The 19,583-nt window shown below is 37.1% G+C and carries 20 protein-coding genes; 8 read left to right on the top strand and 12 right to left on the bottom strand.

The features are described 5' to 3' along the window. Positions 1-17: 17 nt before the first annotated feature. From H4J67_RS15505 to H4J67_RS15485, 5 genes are all read left to right on the top strand, one after another. A complete protein-coding gene (locus H4J67_RS15505) occupies positions 18-1,511 on the top strand; it encodes a methyl-accepting chemotaxis protein (RefSeq protein ID WP_182170643.1) in 1,494 nt (497 codons plus the stop codon). A 403-nt stretch (positions 1,512-1,914) separates the two neighbouring features. Continuing rightward, entirely contained in the window at positions 1,915-3,693 is a 1,779-nt protein-coding gene (locus H4J67_RS15500; RefSeq protein WP_182204255.1) for an ABC transporter ATP-binding protein/permease, read from the top strand. Then, positions 3,686-4,249, top strand: coding sequence for a DUF1415 domain-containing protein (locus H4J67_RS15495; RefSeq protein WP_220471666.1), 564 nt, complete (start codon positions 3,686-3,688; stop codon positions 4,247-4,249). The genes H4J67_RS15500 and H4J67_RS15495 overlap by 8 nt, the downstream gene beginning before the upstream one ends. Before the next feature lie 83 nt (positions 4,250-4,332). Next, complete coding sequence (locus tag H4J67_RS15490) at positions 4,333-5,121, top strand: hypothetical protein (protein ID WP_182204254.1); 789 nt, start codon at positions 4,333-4,335, stop codon at positions 5,119-5,121. A gap of 57 nt (positions 5,122-5,178) precedes the next feature. Then, positions 5,179-6,027, top strand: coding sequence for a glucosaminidase domain-containing protein (locus H4J67_RS15485; RefSeq protein ID WP_259368636.1), 849 nt, complete (start codon positions 5,179-5,181; stop codon positions 6,025-6,027). A gap of 108 nt (positions 6,028-6,135) precedes the next feature. On the opposite strand, the gene ttcA is transcribed toward H4J67_RS15485, so the two are convergent. The 11 genes from ttcA to ccoN form a co-directional block, all read right to left on the bottom strand. After that, positions 6,136-7,098: a tRNA 2-thiocytidine(32) synthetase TtcA gene (gene ttcA / locus H4J67_RS15480; protein WP_182170655.1), complete on the bottom strand. Its 963-nt coding sequence runs from the start codon at positions 7,096-7,098 to the stop codon at positions 6,136-6,138. A gap of 111 nt (positions 7,099-7,209) precedes the next feature. Then, entirely contained in the window at positions 7,210-8,136 is a 927-nt protein-coding gene (gene uspE, locus H4J67_RS15475; RefSeq protein WP_070376706.1) for a universal stress protein UspE, read from the bottom strand. A 149-nt stretch (positions 8,137-8,285) separates the two neighbouring features. Next, the gene (fnr, locus tag H4J67_RS15470; RefSeq protein WP_070376707.1) at positions 8,286-9,005 is read right to left on the bottom strand and encodes a fumarate/nitrate reduction transcriptional regulator Fnr; all 720 of its coding nucleotides are present in this window, start codon (positions 9,003-9,005) and stop codon (positions 8,286-8,288) included. A gap of 38 nt (positions 9,006-9,043) precedes the next feature. Then, complete coding sequence (locus tag H4J67_RS15465; RefSeq protein WP_259368634.1) at positions 9,044-9,721, bottom strand: sulfite exporter TauE/SafE family protein; 678 nt, start codon at positions 9,719-9,721, stop codon at positions 9,044-9,046. A 5-nt stretch (positions 9,722-9,726) separates the two neighbouring features. After that, positions 9,727-9,939 carry a cbb3-type cytochrome oxidase assembly protein CcoS gene (ccoS, locus tag H4J67_RS15460; RefSeq protein WP_182170658.1) on the bottom strand — a complete coding sequence of 71 codons (213 nt, stop codon included), beginning with the start codon at positions 9,937-9,939 and terminating at the stop codon, positions 9,727-9,729. Between the two features lie 29 nt (positions 9,940-9,968). After that, positions 9,969-12,377, bottom strand: a complete 2,409-nt coding sequence (locus H4J67_RS15455; protein ID WP_182204253.1) for a heavy metal translocating P-type ATPase — start codon at positions 12,375-12,377, stop codon at positions 9,969-9,971. A 90-nt stretch (positions 12,378-12,467) separates the two neighbouring features. Beyond that, entirely contained in the window at positions 12,468-12,962 is a 495-nt protein-coding gene (locus H4J67_RS15450; RefSeq protein WP_182170663.1) for a FixH family protein, read from the bottom strand. Positions 12,963-13,125: 163 nt separating this feature from the next. Beyond that, entirely contained in the window at positions 13,126-14,088 is a 963-nt protein-coding gene (ccoP, locus tag H4J67_RS15445; protein WP_182170666.1) for a cytochrome-c oxidase, cbb3-type subunit III, read from the bottom strand. Next, positions 14,081-14,275, bottom strand: coding sequence for a CcoQ/FixQ family Cbb3-type cytochrome c oxidase assembly chaperone (locus tag H4J67_RS15440; protein WP_070377255.1), 195 nt, complete (start codon positions 14,273-14,275; stop codon positions 14,081-14,083). Before H4J67_RS15440 ends, ccoP begins: the two co-directional genes overlap by 8 nt. Before the next feature lie 5 nt (positions 14,276-14,280). Continuing rightward, positions 14,281-14,925, bottom strand: a complete 645-nt coding sequence (gene ccoO, locus H4J67_RS15435; protein WP_182170669.1) for a cytochrome-c oxidase, cbb3-type subunit II — start codon at positions 14,923-14,925, stop codon at positions 14,281-14,283. 10 nt (positions 14,926-14,935) lie between these two features. After that, entirely contained in the window at positions 14,936-16,360 is a 1,425-nt protein-coding gene (gene ccoN, locus H4J67_RS15430; RefSeq protein ID WP_182170672.1) for a cytochrome-c oxidase, cbb3-type subunit I, read from the bottom strand. 331 nt (positions 16,361-16,691) lie between these two features. Here ccoN and H4J67_RS15425 point away from each other — a divergent pair, with 331 nt between their 5' ends. Both H4J67_RS15425 and H4J67_RS15420 read left to right on the top strand, forming a co-directional pair. Continuing rightward, entirely contained in the window at positions 16,692-17,102 is a 411-nt protein-coding gene (locus H4J67_RS15425) for a hypothetical protein (protein ID WP_182170675.1), read from the top strand. Positions 17,103-17,156: 54 nt separating this feature from the next. Then, positions 17,157-17,777, top strand: a complete 621-nt coding sequence (locus H4J67_RS15420) for a LysE family translocator (RefSeq protein WP_182170678.1) — start codon at positions 17,157-17,159, stop codon at positions 17,775-17,777. A 114-nt stretch (positions 17,778-17,891) separates the two neighbouring features. On the opposite strand, the gene H4J67_RS15415 is transcribed toward H4J67_RS15420, so the two are convergent. Next, positions 17,892-18,926 carry a succinylglutamate desuccinylase/aspartoacylase family protein gene (locus H4J67_RS15415; protein WP_182204252.1) on the bottom strand — a complete coding sequence of 345 codons (1,035 nt, stop codon included), beginning with the start codon at positions 18,924-18,926 and terminating at the stop codon, positions 17,892-17,894. A gap of 276 nt (positions 18,927-19,202) precedes the next feature. On the opposite strand from H4J67_RS15415, the gene H4J67_RS15410 reads away from it, so the two are divergent. Continuing rightward, a complete protein-coding gene (locus tag H4J67_RS15410; protein WP_182170684.1) occupies positions 19,203-19,532 on the top strand; it encodes a hypothetical protein in 330 nt (109 codons plus the stop codon). Positions 19,533-19,583: the final 51 nt, after the last annotated feature.

The following is a 19,583-nucleotide window of genomic DNA, read 5'->3' as shown; positions in this document are numbered from 1 at the left end:
AAAGGTATAAAAATAATATGAACGTTACTAAATCTATATCATTTAAACTTATTTTTTCAGCATTGATTATTGTCACCACACTCGTCATTTCTTTTGGTGTGTATGATTATATGGCACAAAGTAATCTACTGAAAAATAAGCAAATAAATCAACTTTCTTTGGTCGAATCTCGATTAAAACTTAATTTGCCTTCTGCTGTTTGGAATTATGAAGAAGATCAAATGATGGGTATTTTAAACTCTGAGCAACAATCAGAAGATATCGCTTTAATAGAAATAACCAATGAAGATAAAAAAACAATATCTCAATCAAAAGGAAAGAAAACAAACGAAGCGATCACTTTTAAGTTACAACATATTGAAGACGGTCAAAGTACCAGTGTTGGTAATGTTACTTTGTTTATTGATAGTTCTTCGATAGATGTCGAGTTGTCATCTTTGGCTTCTCGTATCATTGTTAAAGGGGTCTTGCTTGATGTATTTTTAATTTCAGCGATCTACTTTTTATTTGCTAAACTAGTGACGCAGCCTTTAAGTGAAGTTGCCAATGCTTTAGAGAATATTGCACGCGGTGAAGGCGACCTAACGCAGCGACTACGCGTTAAACGTGAAGATGAAATAGGCCTTGTTGCAGAGTCATTCAACGTCTTTGTAGACAAAATTCAACTGCTTGTACAGTCAATTCAATTATCGGTAAAGCAGACTTCAGAGGTGTCAAAAAATGTATATCAAGCTTCTGAGGCCAGTCGTGGGCATTTAGAGAATCAGCAGTCGGAAACTGACCAAGTAGCGACTGCTATTACAGAAATGTCAGCATCAGCAAAAGAGATTGCCCATAACGTACAATTAACTGCAGGATCAGCAGATCAAGCAAACCAAGATGCACGAGCAGTATCCACTATTATTAAAGAGTCTATTGAGTCGATAAATGGCTTATCTGATCACCTTAATGAAGCCACTAAGGTCGTTGGTGCACTCGAGGATGATGTTAAAGGTATTGTTTCAGTATTAGATGTCATTCGCGGTATTGCTGAACAAACAAACTTATTAGCGTTAAATGCTGCTATTGAAGCAGCTCGTGCAGGAGAGCAAGGGCGTGGTTTTGCTGTGGTTGCAGATGAAGTTAGGGCTTTGGCCAGTCGAACTCAAGAAAGCACTGCACAAATACAGCAGACCATTGAACGTTTACAATCAGGTGCTAAATCAGCGGTTCATGTTATGGAAGATAGCCAGGTTAAAAGTAAGGCATCGGTTGAAAATGCGCTCAGTTCAGGTGAGTCTATTAGTAGCATTTTAAGCTCTACAGAACAAATTACTGAAATGGCAACGCAAATAGCCTCAGCGGTTGAAGAACAAAGTACTGTGGCAGAAGAGTTAAGCAGCAACGTTAATAGAATTGTTAGCGCAGGTCATAGCAGTTTAGAACAATTAAATGCGATGACAAAAAACTCTCAGCTTATGCAAAGTTCTTCAGATGAGCTCAATAAATTAACGCAACAATTTAAAGCTTAACGGTCGGAATTAAATTGTCGGTAACGCAAATTTACCGTTGTGTGACGTTATTACGGATAGACTTTAATCATTTATTTGAAGGGGGTGGGACTTTTAATAACTATGGTGTTCTCCTTCGCTCTTAGAGACCCTTAAATGCTGATTATAATTTGCTAACAACAAATTATAATCAGTTTTTTTTATCTGTTTATTTCAAATACGCTTGATGATTAAAGTGGCTTTATGGATAAAATTTGCAGAGATGTGCTTAATAGACTCAGTTTATAGCTGCTATAGTGCGGCAGCGCTTTTTCAATTAAGTAAAAAACAGAGCTTGTGTTGACTACGGGCTTATTTTCTTGATTGCTTTAAGTGATTAAAGCCGTTAAAGTTTGCCTAATTCCTACCAGAGTAATATCCCTTAATGCGCAGATCTTCCTACTCGTCACCTGAAAATTCCACCATTAATTGGCGAGTGCTAAAATCACTTATTCCTTACTTACTCGAATTTAAAGTGCGCATTGGTTTTGCCTTGTTATGCTTAGTTTTGACTAAGATAGCCAGTGTTTATCTGCCTTTTATCTTAAAAGATATCGTTGACGGACTTGACGCACAACAAGAAAATAATATCTTCATTGTGCCTTTTGCTTTAGTTGCCGCTTATGGTTTGGTGCGTTTAACTATCGTGCTACTGGCAGAAATACGCGACACCTTATTTGGCCGTGTTACTGAACGAGCGATTCGCCGCATTGGTTTGAAAGTTTTCGAGCACTTGCATCAACTTGACTTAGACTTTCATTTGGACCGACAGACAGGTGGACTCTCGCGTGACATTGACCGTGGTACGTCTGGGGTTAACTTCTTAATGCGGTTTATGGTTTTTAATATTGTGCCAACCTTACTCGAAATAATCATGGTTATTACCATATTATGGGTGAATTATGGTATTTGGTTTGCGCTGATCACTGGCGTCTCTATTGCCAGCTATATCGCTTATTCGATTTACGCAACAGAATGGCGCACGCGCTACATTAGAGCCGCAAATAAAGCTGACTCATCAAGTAATACTCGTGCAATAGACAGTCTGTTAAATTATGAAACGGTTAAATATTTTACTAATGAATCATATGAATCAACAGCTTACGATAGTCAGTTAGCTGATTGGGAAAAAGCAAAAATGCAAAACCGTTTGTCATTGTTTGCTTTAAATGGTGGTCAGGCCATTATCGTGTCGCTAGCGATGACGGCAATGTTAGCGTTAGCCGCTTATCAAGTGACTCATCAACAAATGACCTTAGGAGACTTTGTCCTGGTTAATGCTTTTATGATGCAATTGTTTATCCCTTTAAACTTTTTAGGATTTGTTTATCGAGAAATAAAAGGTTCTTTAGCAAATATTGAGCAAATGTTTACCTTGTTGCAAAAAGTACCTAAGGTTGTTGATGCAAAAGATGCCAAAGAATTAGTGATAAGCCATGGTGCTATTAAATTTGATAACGTTAGCTTCTTTTATGATGAGCAAAGACCCATTTTAAAAAATGTATCATTCGAGGTTAAAGCGGGTCAAAAAGTCGCTGTTGTTGGCGAGAGTGGCTCAGGAAAATCGACCTTAGTGAAACTACTTTTTCGTTTTTATGACTGCCAACAAGGCTGTATTAAAATTGACGGAGAAGAAGTTACTGATATTACGCAACATTCATTGAGAAAGAATATTGGCATCGTGCCACAAGATACGGTGTTATTTAATGAAAGTTTATTTGAAAATGTTAAATATGGCAATGTAAACGCGAGTAATGCACAAGTTGAAGAAGCCGCAAGATTATCGCATTTAAGTCACTTTATTACCTCGTTACCAAAAGGTTTTGATACCGTCGTTGGCGAGCGTGGTTTAAAGCTTTCTGGCGGCGAAAAGCAACGGGTTGCCATTGCCCGGACCATTTTGAAAAATCCTGCTATTTTGGTCTTTGATGAAGCAACGTCGTCACTTGATAGTCACTCAGAGCAAGCTATTTTAAAAGCAATCAAAGAGGTGGCTAAAGATCACACTAGCTTAGTGATAGCTCATCGATTATCCACTATTATTGATGCTGATAATATTATTGTCCTGCACAAAGGGGAAATAATAGAGCAGGGTGATCATCAAACGCTACTCACTAAAAAGGGTCATTACGCAACTATGTGGCAACTGCAACAAAATGCCTGATAAACAAATGTATGCCGTTGAAATTTCACAAACTCAGCTGTGGCTAGAAGAAATAATTATTGGTTTGAATTTTTGCCCTTTTGCAAAAAAAGAGTTTGTTAATAACACTATACATTATCAAGTTTGCCCAGCAAAAAAGGTCGAATCGGCTTTAGCAGAATTAACCATAGAATTTGAAAGACTCGTTGCTGACTCCAACATAGAAACGACTTTATTGATTTTTAATGAAGGGTTTAAAGGTTTTGAAAGCTACCTTGATTTACTTGATGAGGCTAATGAATTGTTGTTCACCTTAGGTTACGAAGGCGTCTTTCAACTGGCCAGTTTTCATCCTGATTATTATTTTGAAGGTGAGCCGTTCAACGCAGCCTCTAATTATACCAACCGTTCGCCATTACCCACGCTTCATTTAATACGTGAAGCGAGTATGGAAAAGGTATTATCTGTGTATAAAAATCCACAGCAAATACCTGATAATAATATTGCCTTAGCCCAAGAGAAAGGTGCTCATTACTTTCAAAATATATTAAAACGTATTGCTAAATTACGCCAGTAATTCAGGTGAAAATTTATGCTATTTTCCAATAGCAAATCAACTTGCTATAATGTTGCAAAATTTACACAAAGGTAGTCATTTTCGTGGATGAAAAAAAAGTAGTACAAATCGGTGGTAGCATAGAAAAGTCTTTGCAGGGTGAATATACTATTGATGTTTCTTTAGTATTAAAAGAGGCGTGGCAATTAACACTTCGCTCGCGAATCGCTATTAATTTAGGATTACTTTTTACGCTTATTTTGGGGATTGTTGTTTCATTTTTGATCAGTAATACCATGGGCGGTATTGAACAAGTGATTAAAGACCCACAATCAACAACATTATTAAATATTGTTGTTACTATGGTTATCTATCCTTTTTTAGTTGGTGTCGAGATGATGGGCGTTTTTCATGCCGTTGGCTTAAAAACCAATAGTAAATTAATTTTTGCTTTCTTAAAACGAGGCAGTTGGGTTGCTGTTTGCGCGCTGTTAACGTCAGTATTAATAACTTTAGGTATGAGTTTATTTGTTTTTCCAGGCATTTATTTAGCGGTCGCCCTGTCATTAGTACTGCCGCTTGTAGTAGATAAAAAATTATCACCGATAAAAGCTATTACCTTGAGTTTACAAGTTACACGTTTTCAGTGGTTTAAGTTACTCGCTATTTATAGCTTACTCTTTTTAACTTTATTTTTATCTTTAATCCCCTTAGCCATTCTTGCTAAAACACAATTTTCAGTGATTGGTGTTATGCTTTTCTTAGTCGCATTAACATTTATAGCGCCACTATTTTATAATGTTAAAGGTATTTTATACCGAGAAATTTTTGGTATGCAGTTACAAGCCACTGATGCAATGGGGCAGCAAACGAGTGATACATTTTCAGCGTAAAGTTCTGTGCAAAACCTTATTGTTAACAAAAAGGCTATTATGATTATTCAATATTTGATGAGAACTGTGTTAATAAGTGTATTTTTTCTTGCGCTTATTGCGCCCTTCACTTTTTTAGCGCCAACTTTTGTTCTTCCCACGCCGGAAGTAAAAAACGTTGTTATCGCTCCTGTAGTCAAGGCAAAAGTAAAAGTGGTTGAGCAACCGCTTCATAACGTTAAGATCCCCAACTTTGCTTCTATAAGCGATGTTAAAACGAAAAAACGTCAGTTTTTCCGTTATATTTATCCAGCAATAGCGCAGGAGAATAGCAATATTCTTATGTTAAGGGCAGAAGTCTCCTTGATGATAGAAACACTTTTCCTTGAGGAAAATCTTTTAGCAGATCAACAAGCTTTACTTGAGCGATTAATTAACAAATATAAAGTTAATAAAAAACACTCTCCGCTACAGCAGCTTAATGAACTATTGTTGCGTATTGATATTGTACCTGCTGAATTAGTATTAGTGCAGGCAGCCAATGAATCAGCCTGGGGCACTTCTCGTTTTGCTCGAGTGGGTTTGAACTTTTTTGGAATGTGGTGCTATAAAAAAGGTTGTGGCATGGTGCCAAGAGGAAGAGATTACGGTGCTAAACATGAAGTAGCAGCATTTAATAGTTTAGAGCATGCGGTACAGCGTTATTTACACAATATTAATACCAATCATGCTTATGGTGTTTTTCGTTCAATTAGAGGGCAATTGCGCGCTCAAGAACAACCACTATCGCCACAAATACTAGCAACGGGATTGCTGCGTTATTCTATTAGAGGCACTGATTATGTCTTAGAAATAACAGAAATGATCCGCCATAATAAAGTGTATTTTGATAAAATATTGTCAAAGCCAAAGCCTAAGGTTATTTAGGCGCGGCTTATTCTATTACGCATTAGATAATGATGGCGAGCGATAACATTAATACCTTTTGACTGGTGTTGTTATCGCTTAGATACTTGCTGTTAATTCAGGTAGATATTACTTTATTTCTATAATATTCAGACTGTTACTTAGTGAAGTTTTGGCTATTGAATTCTCTTCAATATTGACGCTGTTTGTTAATTGAGCGGCAATAATAGGTTCATCATCAAAAGCGATATCGCCACCATTGATAATGCCTGAGTCAGCGTTAATCCCTTTAAAATCAAAAAGTTCACTGTCACACAAATGTGATGGAACCACATTGCGAATAGCAGTAAACATAGATTCAATTCGTCCCGGATGATTAACATTCCAGTCCTGTAGCATTTTCTTAATGTTTTGGCGTTGTAAATTAGGTTGAGAGCCACATAAATTACATGGAATAATTGGGAACGCTTTTAGTTGTGCATATTGGATGAGTTCTGCTTCTTTACAAAAAGCTAACGGTCGAATAACAACATGCTCACCATTATCAGAGACCAATTTTGCTGGCATCGATTTTAATTTACCGCCATAAAACATATTTAGCATTAGTGTTTCAACCATATCATCACGATGATGGCCTAGTGCAATTTTAGTTGCGCCTATTTCTGCAGCGACCTTGTACAAAATAGCTCTGCGTAAACGAGAGCATAAACTGCAGGTGGTTTTCCCCTCAGGTATTTTATCTTTAACAATGGAGTAGGTATCTTCTTGCGCAATTTTATATTCAACACCTAAAGCTTCTAAGTATTCGGGAAGGATATGTTCAGGAAAACCGGGTTGTTTTTGATCAAGATTAACGGCAACAATATCAAAATGAATAGGCGCTGATTCTTTTAACAACATTAAAATAGCCAGTAGGGCGTAACTGTCTTTACCACCTGATACGCACACCATTATTTTATCGCCATCTTCTATCATATTATATTGCGCGATAGCTTGGCCAACATGTCGTCTTAAGCGCTTCTCAAGTTTACTCAGCTGTATTTTTTGGCTGGGTGTTAAAGATGTTATTGGTGTCGCTGATTGAGCGCTCATAGTGTTCCCTAGAGATATTTAAAATAAAAAAGTATGAATTTTACGGCGCGTAGTATAGCAAAAAGCCAAGAAAACCCTCGGCTTTTTAATGGATATTTACATATTTCAATATTAAGCTAGTGGAGAGAGGTAACCATCAGGTTTTATCGCTAAAACATCACAGTTAAGGCGGTCAATGACATGCTCTGCAGTATTACCGATAAGTGCTGCTGAAATCCCTGTTCGACCTATAGTGCCTAACACGACTAATTCAGCATCAATGTGCTTAGAAATACTTTGAATAACATCTTCAGGTAAACCTTCTTTAACATGGGTATTTTTGAGTGGAATATTAAAGCTATTAGCATGGTCTTTCATCGCACTTTTGTGATGATTAAACATCGTGTCGTTATATTCAGAGGCGTTAAACTCTGGAATTTCAATGGCAATATTTACTGGTGTACCCGGATAAGAATTCACTAAGTGTACATTGGCTTTAATAAGTGAAGAAAACACTATTGATTCTTGGGTTAACTTATTATTGAGCGCTTTGTGCTCATCATCATCGCTACCAATATTGAGTGCGGTAAGTAAATTACCATTACTTGGCCAACTATGGTCTTTAACCAGTAATACTGGGCAGGGACATTTCCTTAAGATATGCCAATCTGTTGGTGTAAAAATCACCGACTTTAGCTTGTCATGTTGATGGGTGCCTTTGATGACAATATCGAAGTTTTCAGTCAGTACTTTTTTGATGATCTTTTCAAATGGACGATTATGCCAAATAATACAGGTATCTATGGTTATGTCTTCGTGATCAGTTTCTGCAATCTTTTCGTCTAACCATAGTTTACGATCATTAATAACCGATTGACGCATTGCTTCTCGCTCTTCACCAGAAAGCATGGTGGTCATTTCATAAGATAAATCATAAATAGTTAAAAATGCAGTAATCTGTCCGCCACTATGTCGTGCTAATTCAATCGCACGTTTCAACGCTTTTTGATTTTCAGTGGTTGGATCAATAACGGCTAATATTTTTTTATACTTATCCATAATATTTACTCCCTACTTATTAAATAATATTAATAATAGACCATAATTAATAGATATTATTTGCTTTAAATCATAATATTTCAATAAAAAAAATGCTTAACATCTTTAATGTTAAGCATTTATCTATAATTATTTAAAAAAGCGATAAACTATAGCGAAGCACACTCGTTAAGTTTAACCATATCAAGTATTGTAATGAGCTTTCCATCTACTGTGATTAATTCATTTTTTTGGAAACGATTTAACAACCTACTGATGGTTTCAACCGTTAAACCAATATAATTACCAATGTCACTGCGCGTCATCGTTAGGCGAAAATCTGTCAGTGACATACCGCGTGCATGATAGCGACTAGCTAAGGTTGAAATAAAAGTCGCTAAGCGTTGCTCAGCATTTTTGCGGTTAAGTAGCGTTAGCATTTCTTGATCGGCGCGGATCTCGGAACTCATCATGCGAAGAATTTGTTTTTTTAGCTTAGGCATCGTATTCGATAATGAATCTAAAGTATTGTAAGGTATCTCACAGACCATAGATGTTTCTAAGGCTTTTGCAAAACTAGGGTGCTCTGACTCAGCAATAGCATCAAAACCTAATAAATCACCCGCTAAATGAAAACCGGTAATTTGTTCTTCACCTTGTTCATTTACTGTAAATGTTTTGAATGTTCCAGAGCGAATAGCGTATAAAGCTTGCATTTTATCGCCATCTTGGAAAATTTGTTCGCCTTTATGGATAGGGCGTTTACGGTCAATAATACTGTCTAGTGTATCAAGTTCTTTATCATTTAAAGAGAAAGGTAAACACAGCTCGCTGATACTACAGTTTTGACAATGGATATGTTGAGATGTAGAACATGGCTTTTTATACATATTAACCTAAATGATTTATCCCTAATTTATCGATCATATTAAAACAATTGCTGATATGCAAACATTAAACTGTATGTACCATATGTAATTATCATTAGCGCCATTATTTTCTTGAATTTCGTATTAGTTAACAACGACTTTATACCAAAAGAGCCAAGTGAAAGACTTAACAAGGCTGGTAAAGTACCTAAACCAAAACTGGTCATTATTAGAGCGCCACTAAGAGCACTTCCACTGGCTAAGGACCAAGTTAATGTCGAGTAGACTAAACCACAGGGTAACCATCCCCAAATTGCTCCTAATGCTAGCGCTTGTTTAGCATTATTAATGGGAATAAACTTTTTACTTAACGGAGATAGATAGCGCCAAAGGAACTTACCTATTTTTTCAACTTTTGATAACCACATTAACCATTGGCCTAAATACAAGCCTAATAAAATTAAAAATACAGCTGCAAATAACCGAAAAAAACCTAATGGAACGCCAATGTTTTTGATGGCAATAGAACTACTAAATCCAACTATTGCTCCAATTAAGCTATAAGAAAAAATTCGGCCAACATTATATGCACCGACCAGCTTAAATTTATCGCAGCCTTGTTGTTGCGGCGATATAGCAGATGTTAACATCGTTGTTATGCCACCACACATACCGATACAATGTCCCGAACCTAACAAGCCGATGATGAATGCTGATAAATAATCAATACTCAACATGGTTATTATTTACTACCCGTATCATTTTTAGCTGTATTTTCGCTATGGGTTTCAGTGGTCTTTTTTGTGGTAATATTTTCATCTTCATCAAACAAGATACTCATCCCTTGTTTCTCTAAATCATCAAACTGCTCAGTCTTTACTGCCCAGAAAAACAAATAAATAGCGATAGAGGTTAGTATTATCGCTATGGGGATCAAAATATAAATAATGCTCATGGTTTTTATGCTCTATTATAAGTTTTCGTTTACTTTTTCAATAAACGTAATGAGTTAGTGATAACCAATATCGAACTAGCAGACATACCTATAACCGCTATATAGGGGGTAATGTAGCCTGAAACAGCAAGCGGCAATACGATAGCATTATAACCGAATGCCCAAAAATAATTTTGCCAAATAATGCGACGAGTTTTGTTGGCAACCTGTCTTAATGTTGTTATCGACTTTAAACGATTATTGAGTAAGATAACATCTGCACCGCTTTTAGCTATATCTGTGCCACTACCCATAGCAATCGAGACATGGGCTGCGCCAAATACTGGGGTATCATTGACACCATCGCCTACCATAGCAACGGTTGAGTTTTTAGGCTGATTTTTTATTATCTCCATCTTATTAGCCGCAGTCAAAGTACTATGTAACTCGTCTAAATGTAACAATGCCTGAACTTTTTCACAGCCAGCAGGGTTATCACCCGATAGCATGATGGTATAAATATTACTTTTCTTTAAGTCATCTAACAGCGTTTGGGCATCATTACGAATTTCATCGCTTAAATAAAAAGCAGCGACTAATTGGTTGTCTGTTATCAATAGGCAAGAAGCCGTCGCAAATTCTGCCAACATCTTTGTTTCGCTAAGTAACCAATTAGGCTTACCCATTTGAAAGTATTGACCGTTCACTTTCCCCTGAATACCAGCACCTGATTTAATTTCAACGGCTTCAGTGTGGTAGGAGTAATCACGAAAGGCTTTAAACGGTTTGGCTAAAGGATGCTCAGAATAAGACTCAAGCGCTGCTGCTATAGCTAAAACCTGCTGCTCGCTATAGTTAAGCTTTTCATTATTAAAGCGCTTTATTTCATTAATAGAAAAATCACCAGAAGTTAATGTACCTGTTTTATCAAAGGCAATCGTGGTTAATTTTGGTAAAGTTTCCATAACATGTGCAGATTTTATCATGATGCCTTCGCGGTTTAAGCGTGTGGTCGCACAGGTTAATGCTGTGGGGGTTGCCAATGACAAGGCGCAAGGGCAGGTAGCTACTAGTACCGATAAGGTGATCCAAAAAGCTTCTTCAGGTAAATGTTGTTGCCAATAAAATGCAGTACCTACAGCGGTTAGCAAAATAACTGCAACAAAATATTGAGCGATTTTATCTGATAATTTTGCTAATTTGGGTTTATGCGCTTGAGATGATTCACTTAATCTGATCAGTTGGCTTAAAAAAGAATGTTCACTGGCTTGTTTAACTTCAACGTTGATATTACCGTCACCGTTTATGGTGCCAGCAAAGACCGTATCGCCTATTGATTTATTTAATGGTAACTGCTCACCCGACAACATCGCTTCGTTTAATTGGCTGCTGCCTGAAATTATTGTGCCATCAGCGGGAACCACTTCGCCGGGTTTTATTAGTACAATATCGAGAGGACAAAGTTTTTTTGCTGGTAGTATGACTTCTTTTTCTGCTCCTTTATCATCAATGAGTTTTGTCGCTATCATCGGCATTAATTTAAGCAAGTTAGCCGAAACTTCCGCTGCGCGACTTCTTGCTCTAAATTCTAAAAATTTACCAATAAGTAGTAAAAAAGTGAACATTGATACAGACTCAAAATAGACTTCACCTTGCTGAGTGATTGTTGCCCATGCACTGGCCGAAAATGCGAGTGAAATCGCAATAGCAACAGGAACATCCATCGATAAACGCTTCACTCTTAAAGCATTAATAGCTCCCTTATAGAAGGGGAATGCGCCATAGGTAACAATAGGTAAGGTCAAGCATAAGCTTGCATAGCGTAAATAGATTAAGTTGTACTCATCCATACCTGAAAAGGCGCCAAAGTATAAGCCAAAAGCGATCATCATGACTTGCATCATTAAAATACCAGAAATACCTAGGCGTTTAATATAATTATTACTTTGGGTTTTATTAAGCTGCTCGGCGGTACTCGCTTTAAAAGGGAGGGCTTGGTAACCAATATTACTGATATGATTAATAAGCTCACTGAGTTGAACCTCACTATTATTCCATCGAACTGTTGCACGTTGTGTAGTGGCATTTACGTTAATTTTAATTAAGCCATTTATCTTGATAAGTTGCATTTCGATAAGCCAAGCACATGCCGCGCAGCTTATACCGTCAACTGTTAAAATTGCTTCGTTATATTCATCACTTTTATAAGTAAATTCACTTTGTAGGCTGTCATCATCAAGTAACTTGTTACGTTGTAACTGCTCAGGAACTAGTGGTTCACCTTTTTGAGCAGGGGCTGTTCTAAAACGATAATATTCACCTAAACCGTTATCAATAATCGCTTGAGCAACACTTTGACATCCAATACAACACATCGGCTGCATGGTTTTCTCAATTTTTATTGATAAATCTAACCCATTAGGAACAATTTCACTGCAGTGATAACAAAGTGTTTTCATATGTTGAGGCCAAGCAAATAATTGGTTTTTTATAGAGGTGTTGCTTAGGTGAGACTAATCAACACCTAAGCTAATAGAGACTACCGGCGTTTAGTTAGCTTCTCTAACATTAGGAATAATATCGATAAATTCACTTTGAGGTAAGAAAATAGTATTTTGAATTTTCCAGTGATTCTCAAAAGGAGTCATAGTTAAACGCCATTTTCCCTTTACTGGTTCATCAAAGACATGCCTAAAATAGCCATTACCGTCAGGCGTGAGTGCTAAATAGAAATCTTTATCAGCAAGAGTAGGGTGATAAAAGTTAAGATTTAACACTGGGAATATTTTATCAATACCGGTAGGTTTGATAATTAATTCGTTATCTTGCAGTTTTAATGCAAAGCGCATTCCTAATTTTTGGGCAAGCTTTACTTTAGAGACTTCTAAGTTAATTGCTTTACCTTTTTTATAGTAATCACCAACGACTAATGGGTCGGGATTATGGTTAGCAATAAAGTAAGTCGAAATACCAGCAACAACTGCGGTAGCAGGGAGAATAAAAACAAACCAAGCCCAAGGCTCTTTATACCAAGATATTTTCATGTTAAAAGTTCAGTCAATAAAGGTAGGCATATTATACGACTTTTTTCTATTGGGAACTATTAAAAAACCATCAATTTACTAACTATTCTTGGCTTGGAATATATAAAAAAGCCTTGCGGTAATAATACAGCAAGGCTTTTAAATTGAGACTAATTAAGCGCAGTTATTTTTGCGATAAACTATACACATAGGCACTAACAAGATGTATTTTTTGTTCACCTAAAATGTCCTTCCATGCGGGCATTACACCAGCTCGACCATTTTTAATAGATGACTCAACGGCACGTGGAGAGCCGCCATACAACCAGATGTTGTCAGTTAAGTTAGGCGCTCCTAAATCAATACCCATAGCTAAACTACCTTTACCGTCAGCACCATGGCAACTTGCACATAGAGCGAACTTTTCTTTACCGGCAGCAGCACTTGCAACGTCAACTTCACGACCACTTAAACTCAATACATAGGCGGTAACATCCTTAACGCCTTGATCACCTAATGCTGAGCCCCAAGCGATCATACCATTAGCATTACGGCCATATAAAAGTGTATGCTTAATCGATTGTGGGTCCCCACCGTATAACCAGTCATTATCGGTTAGGTTGGGGAAGCCGGTAAGACCACTTGCATTTGAACCATGACACTGAGAACAATTTTGTAAATATAGGCGTTGACCTACTTTTAAAGCTTCTACATCAGTAGCTAAGTCTTTAATAGTACGTGCAGCATAGGCATCAAAAATTGGACCATATTTCAAATCAGCGGCTTCAATTTCACGATCATACTGTACTAAATAACCATTTTCTTTTGCGGCTAGTATCTGTTCTCTAGATTCAGCAAGATTCAAAATTCCTTGGTTAGAGCTTTTCCAACCAATAAATCCAGTCCAATTACCTAAACCATAGAGTGCTAAATAACCGAATGCCCAGATGATCGTTAATAAAAAGAATGTACTCCACCATTGCGGCAGTGGATTATTCAATTCCTCGATGCCATCAAAAGTGTGTCCCATTGACTCACCTTCAGGAACACCTGCAAAGTTCTTTAAACAATAGCGAAGTAGTAAAAAACAACCGACTAAAGTTCCCAGGGTTAAAACCCAAATCCATATATTCCAGAAGCTAGACATTTTTATTAGTCTCCTGTTTGCCATTCACGTCATTAAGCTCAGTCTTTTCTTTATCTTCTTCGAAGATAGAGTTTGCAGCTTCATCAAAAGCACTTTTACGCTTTTTAGAATAAGACCAAACCACAATAATAATAAATAGTGCCAATATTAGTAAAGCTATTAACCCTCTAAGGGTGCCATAATCTATCATCATTATTTCAACGCATGACCAAGAGATTGCAAATAAGCAATAAGAGCTTCCATTTCCGTTTTATCTTTAACAGCCTCTTTAGCACCGGCTAAATCTGCAGCTGAATATAACGGGATACGATTACCTTCTTCATCTTTATGGCTGCGATTACGCGTTAAGAAATTAAAAGTAGCTAATTTCTTCTCGGTTAACTTGCCATCTAACTTGTTTTCAGCTAACCAGCTAAACGAAGGCATATTTGACTCGGGAACTACTGAGCGAGGGTCAAGTAAATGTGCACGATGCCAATCATCACTATAACGACCACCAACACGAGCTAAGTCAGGACCTGTGCGTTTAGAACCCCACAAGAATGGATGTTCCCATACGCCTTCACCAGCAACTGAATAGTGCCCATATCGCTCTGTTTCAGCGCGAAAAGGTCGTATCATTTGGCTATGACATACATTACAACCTTCACGGATATAAATATCACGACCCTCCATTTCTAAAGCGGTATAAGGTCTGAGGTTGTCAACCGGTGTTGTCGTTGCTTTTTGAAAGAACAACGGTGTTATTTCAACTAAGCCGCCAATACTTATTGCGAGAATAGTGAAAATAGCAAACAAACCAACATTTGTTTCAAATTTTTCATGTTTATTTTTCATCGTTAGCCTCCTAATCTATGGCTACGGGCTTTAGACTTTCGTCTTCAGCATAGATAGTTTTGAACATGTTGTAAGCCATCAATAAGAAACCAGCCACAACGAATAGACCACCAACAAAACGCATAAAGTAGAATGGATATGATGCAGTTAAACTTTCTACAAAGCTATAAGTTAACGTACCATCGGTATTAACCGCTCTCCACATTAACCCTTGCATGACACCTGAAATCCACATAGCAACTATGTAGAGAACAATACCTGTTGTGTGTAGCCAGAAATGTACGTTGATCAATTTGATACTGTACATGCGACCTTGATTAAATAGCACCGGAATCAAATGGTACATAGCGCCAATTGACACCATAGCAACCCAGCCCAAAGCACCAGAATGCACATGGCCAATAGTCCAGTCAGTGTAATGAGAAAGTGCATTTACAGATTTAATTGCCATCATAGGACCTTCAAAGGTAGACATACCATAGAAAGACAATGAAACAATTAAGAAACGAAGGATCGGGTCATGGCGAAGTTTGTGCCATGCGCCAGAAAGCGTCATAATACCGTTAATCATCCCCCCCCAAGAAGGCAGGAATAATACGATAGACATCACCATACCAACAGACTGAGCCCAATCAGGTAGTGCCGTGTAATGCAAGTGATGTGGGCCAGCCCAAATGTATAAAGAAACTAATGCCCAAAAATGCACAATAGATAAACGATAAGAATAAACTGGACGTTCAGCTTGTTTGGGCACGAAGTAATACATCATACCTAGGAAACCAGCGGTTAATAGGAAGCCAACGGCGTTATGTCCGTACCACCACTGCATCATCGCATCAATAGCGCCTGAGTAGATAGAGTAAGACTTCATCATAGAAACAGGAATTACCATTGAATTACCAATGTGTAATACCGCAACAGTTAGTATAAAACCACCAAAGAACCAGTTAGCAACATAAATATGCGATGTTTTACGTTTAACGAGTGTCCCAAAGAAGACTATAGCGTAGCTTATCCATACAATGGCAATTAAAATATCAACTGGCCATTCTAATTCAGCATATTCTTTACTTGAGGTGTAGCCCATAGGAAGCGTGATAACAGCGAGCACAATAACTGATTGCCAGCCCCAAAAGGTAAATGAAACAAGTTTGCCACCAAACAATGCTGTTTTGCAGGTTCTTTGAACCACATAATAAGAGGTAGCAAATAAGGCACTTGTACCAAATGCAAAAATAACTACATTAGTGTGAAGTGGACGAAGACGGGAGTAGGTTAACCAAGGTGTTTCGAAATTCAACGCAGGCCAAATTAATTGAGCTGCAATTAGAACACCAACAAGGGTACCGAAAATTCCCCATATTACTGTCATTACAGTAAATTGACGTACAACATCAAAATTGTAGTCTACTGATGACGCATTACTTTGAGACATGTTATGGTTTCCGCAGTTATAATTGTTAACGTAAAACGATTTTTTATGATTAAAAAAACTAAGCGCAAATGATAAGTTACAATTGAAAATATAAACTTCATCTAGCGATAAAAAATCTCACGTATATAGTAATAATATTGCATCGAAAAGTCATTAGAATATGCAGTGAAATTTGTTGTAGATCAATAATATTTTAAAGCTTAGTACGATTAATATACATAAAGCATCAAAGAGAGACTGTCCCATTAAAAATTTAAATTATAAAAGGCTATTTATCGCTTTTTTTTTAGTCAGCATTGTCAGCTGTGACGCCCCAAAAAAGTCTCAACAAGTGAGTTTGCCATTTGAATGTTTAACTTCGCAAAGCATCTGTGAAGCGAAAACCATTTTTGGCAAGATTTCAGTTAAGTTTAATGTTGGGAAAGTGCTAACAGAACACCCTTTTAGTATACGGGTTGAACTTAAAAAAGATCATTTGCTTAATGATAACTTTTCCCCTAAAGATTTATATAGTGTCGTTGGCTACATGGAAGGAAAAACAATGTTTATGGGTAAAATACCCTTGTTCTTTAGTAAAGACATCACCACTGAGCAAAATTATTTTGTTGCAGAAACAATGTTAGGTAGCTGCTCTGAAAATAATATGGTTTGGCGGTTATGGCTAACAGTAGAAAAAAAATCAGAGAATAATGATAAACAACAAACAAGCTTTTTTATCGATTTTCAGTCGAGTCGCTTTTAGTTCAATTATATCTTCTGATAAGCTATGCCAAACTTTACTTAAATAATTACCCTGATGATTGATTACACCACTTTAGTTATATTTATACCAACATTCTTCTTTGTCAGTATTACCCCTGGTATGTGTATGACATTAGCCCTAACACTCGGCATGAGTATTGGTGTAAAAAGAACCTTGTGGATGATGCTTGGAGAACTGATTGGTGTTGCTGCTGTCGCTATTGCAGCGGTTGTTGGTGTTGCTTCAGTCATGCTTAAATATCCTGATGTCTTTGCTGTAGTAAAATATATCGGCGGAGCCTATTTGGTTTATGTTGGTGTTCAAATGTGGTTATCAAAGGGGCGAATGTCGCTAAGCAGTGCCCAAGAGCCTGCGAATATAGGTCGACTTACCTTATTTAATCAAGGTTTGTTCACCGCTATTTCAAATCCTAAAGGGTGGGCTTTTATGGTTTCACTTCTACCACCGTTTATTAATACTCAATTGGCAATAACTCCTCAGTTAATGGTTTTAGTTGGTGTGATCATGGTTTCAGAATTTACTTGTATGATGTTATATGCAAGTGGTGGTAAAACGCTGAGAATTTTTCTCTCGAAGGGAGATAACGTCAAACTTATGAATCGAATAGCAGGAACACTTATGGCCGGGGTAGGGTTTTGGTTAGCACTAGGTTAGTCTTTGTCAAAAAGAGCATCATCACTTTTGGAACTATTTAGCCCTATTTATTAGGGCACTGTTTTTATTATCCAGCTCCAAACAAACCTTATCCTTTAATCTTAGGGGCATTGACTAAACTTTTATCACGTAAAATAAACAATCATTTAAAGCGATGTTTTTATTTTCTGTTGCCATAAAAATGCGTAAATCAACGGCACAGCTTAAAATGTTTTTACGACAGCTAAAATGGCCATCAATAACATTATTTCCATGTTCGTCAATGAGAACAAAATTATCAAGTCCTTTGTCATCAACCCAGCCTAACATTTGATCTTTTCGAGAAATACCATAGTTAAGTTGTTCAATATTTGATTTTATACAAACACCACTAAAGCCCTCATCGTGATCGCCGTAAGTTAAAGGGGTGTGTGGTTTTAACTCCAAGCGTAATGGTCGATAAATAATATCAACCGCTCTATTTTGTTGAAAGGTTTTAGCTTGTTTATTTAAGGTCAGCTGTTTTAAACCTTGGTAAGCAACATGATGGGACTGTTCGTCCTTACTACCGCCACATTTTACCGTGATCATTGGACAATCAAACTTTCGTTCCATTAATGTTCCCAATTGCAAACCCGATAATATAAGGGTCTGGCAAAAATAAGACGTTATTGATAATACTTCTGGCGTTATCATCGGTGCTACAGCAAAAGCAGGTCCAGACCCAGCACAATTATGCAAGTCAACGAGAAGTTTTGGATTCACCTCCTTTATAGCTTTCTCTATTAGTAAAGCTCGCTGACAAAAGCCACAATCTGGAATTTTATCACCAGAAAAACAGCGATTAATGTCTTTACCGCCATCAAGGTAACGCCGACTAAATAACGGCGAAATATTAGCGGCCTCAACCGAACAAATAATAAAGCGGACATTGGTTGTTGGCACAGGGAGTTGCTCATTAGCCGTTAACCAACGATGTATGGCAATTAACCCAGAAGGTTCATTGCCATGCAATAGTGTGGTAAATACCCGAAATTTACCTTGATCGCTGCCGGTAATATCAATCACTGTAGGCCCGGTCAATGTCATTAAAAACTGTATACAATCGGCTTTTAGTAAAAGAGAACCTGGATTTTTTAAATAGGTGATTTCGTCAAAATCTATGTCCATTAGCTATGCCCAATATCCTGTTTGTGTAAGTGGTAGTCAGTAGAGATATCTAACTTTGTCAGAAAAGTTTCTATCTAAGGCGGTACAATGAATTAGCATGTCACAACTTGGGGTAAGTCTTTGTTGATTAAGGTCAATAATGATAAGGAAAACATCAAATATTTTTATGGAAAGTGTTTATTTAAGGCAAACTAATAAAAGTTAATCGTTTATATGTTTGTTGAAAGGCATTTTTTTAACTAATCTTAATGTATGACTTCATTTGAGTATTTGGCTATGGGAAATTTTCATATACCGAGTAAATCGAATTTCGACATGGCAAAGTTTGCCGCGGTGATCAGTTACTTTACCGTTATTGGTTGGTGTATTGCGATACTGCTGTATAGTGGTAATCGGTCAAGTTTTTCTACTTTTCATTTAAAACAATCTTTAGGCCTAGTGTTAACTTTTACGCTTTTGTCTTTTATTCCTCTTATAGGTTGGGCAGTCAGCATTTTTGTATTTGTTATCTGGTTAATGGCTATCTATTATGCAATATTAGGTGAAAAATATTCAGTGCCTTTTTTAGGTGAATATTTTCAAAGGCATCTAGACTTTATTCAATAAAAATAGCTGTTTTACCACAATAACTTAGCTGTTTTTTATAGCTTTATTGGT

This window comes from Colwellia sp. BRX10-4 (assembly GCF_014077465.1).
GTDB lineage: Bacteria > Pseudomonadota > Gammaproteobacteria > Enterobacterales > Alteromonadaceae > Colwellia_A.
This window is presented reverse-complemented; position numbering and strand designations above follow the sequence as displayed.

Bases quoted from the DNA above. Each gene is read 5' to 3' on its own strand.
- H4J67_RS15465 (WP_259368634.1), bottom strand. From the start codon at position 9,721: ATGTTGAGTATTGATTATTTATCAGCATTCATCATCGGCTTGTTAGGT.
- ccoN (WP_182170672.1), bottom strand. From the start codon at position 16,360: ATGTCTCAAAGTAATGCGTCATCAGTAGACTACAATTTTGATGTTGTA.
- ccoO (WP_182170669.1), bottom strand. From the start codon at position 14,925: ATGAAAAATAAACATGAAAAATTTGAAACAAATGTTGGTTTGTTTGCT.
- ccoS (WP_182170658.1), bottom strand. From the start codon at position 9,939: ATGAGCATTATTTATATTTTGATCCCCATAGCGATAATACTAACCTCT.
- H4J67_RS15410 (WP_182170684.1), top strand. From the start codon at position 19,203: ATGGGAAATTTTCATATACCGAGTAAATCGAATTTCGACATGGCAAAG.
- H4J67_RS15420 (WP_182170678.1), top strand. From the start codon at position 17,157: ATGATTGATTACACCACTTTAGTTATATTTATACCAACATTCTTCTTT.
- fnr (WP_070376707.1), bottom strand. From the start codon at position 9,005: ATGTATAAAAAGCCATGTTCTACATCTCAACATATCCATTGTCAAAAC.
- H4J67_RS15485 (WP_259368636.1), top strand. From the start codon at position 5,179: ATGAGAACTGTGTTAATAAGTGTATTTTTTCTTGCGCTTATTGCGCCC.
- H4J67_RS15415 (WP_182204252.1), bottom strand. From the start codon at position 18,926: ATGGACATAGATTTTGACGAAATCACCTATTTAAAAAATCCAGGTTCT.
- ccoP (WP_182170666.1), bottom strand. From the start codon at position 14,088: ATGTCTAGCTTCTGGAATATATGGATTTGGGTTTTAACCCTGGGAACT.
- H4J67_RS15455 (WP_182204253.1), bottom strand. From the start codon at position 12,377: ATGAAAACACTTTGTTATCACTGCAGTGAAATTGTTCCTAATGGGTTA.
- H4J67_RS15500 (WP_182204255.1), top strand. From the start codon at position 1,915: ATGCGCAGATCTTCCTACTCGTCACCTGAAAATTCCACCATTAATTGG.
- ttcA (WP_182170655.1), bottom strand. From the start codon at position 7,098: ATGAGCGCTCAATCAGCGACACCAATAACATCTTTAACACCCAGCCAA.
- H4J67_RS15450 (WP_182170663.1), bottom strand. From the start codon at position 12,962: ATGAAAATATCTTGGTATAAAGAGCCTTGGGCTTGGTTTGTTTTTATT.
- H4J67_RS15505 (WP_182170643.1), top strand. From the start codon at position 18: ATGAACGTTACTAAATCTATATCATTTAAACTTATTTTTTCAGCATTG.
- uspE (WP_070376706.1), bottom strand. From the start codon at position 8,136: ATGGATAAGTATAAAAAAATATTAGCCGTTATTGATCCAACCACTGAA.
- H4J67_RS15495 (WP_220471666.1), top strand. From the start codon at position 3,686: ATGCCTGATAAACAAATGTATGCCGTTGAAATTTCACAAACTCAGCTG.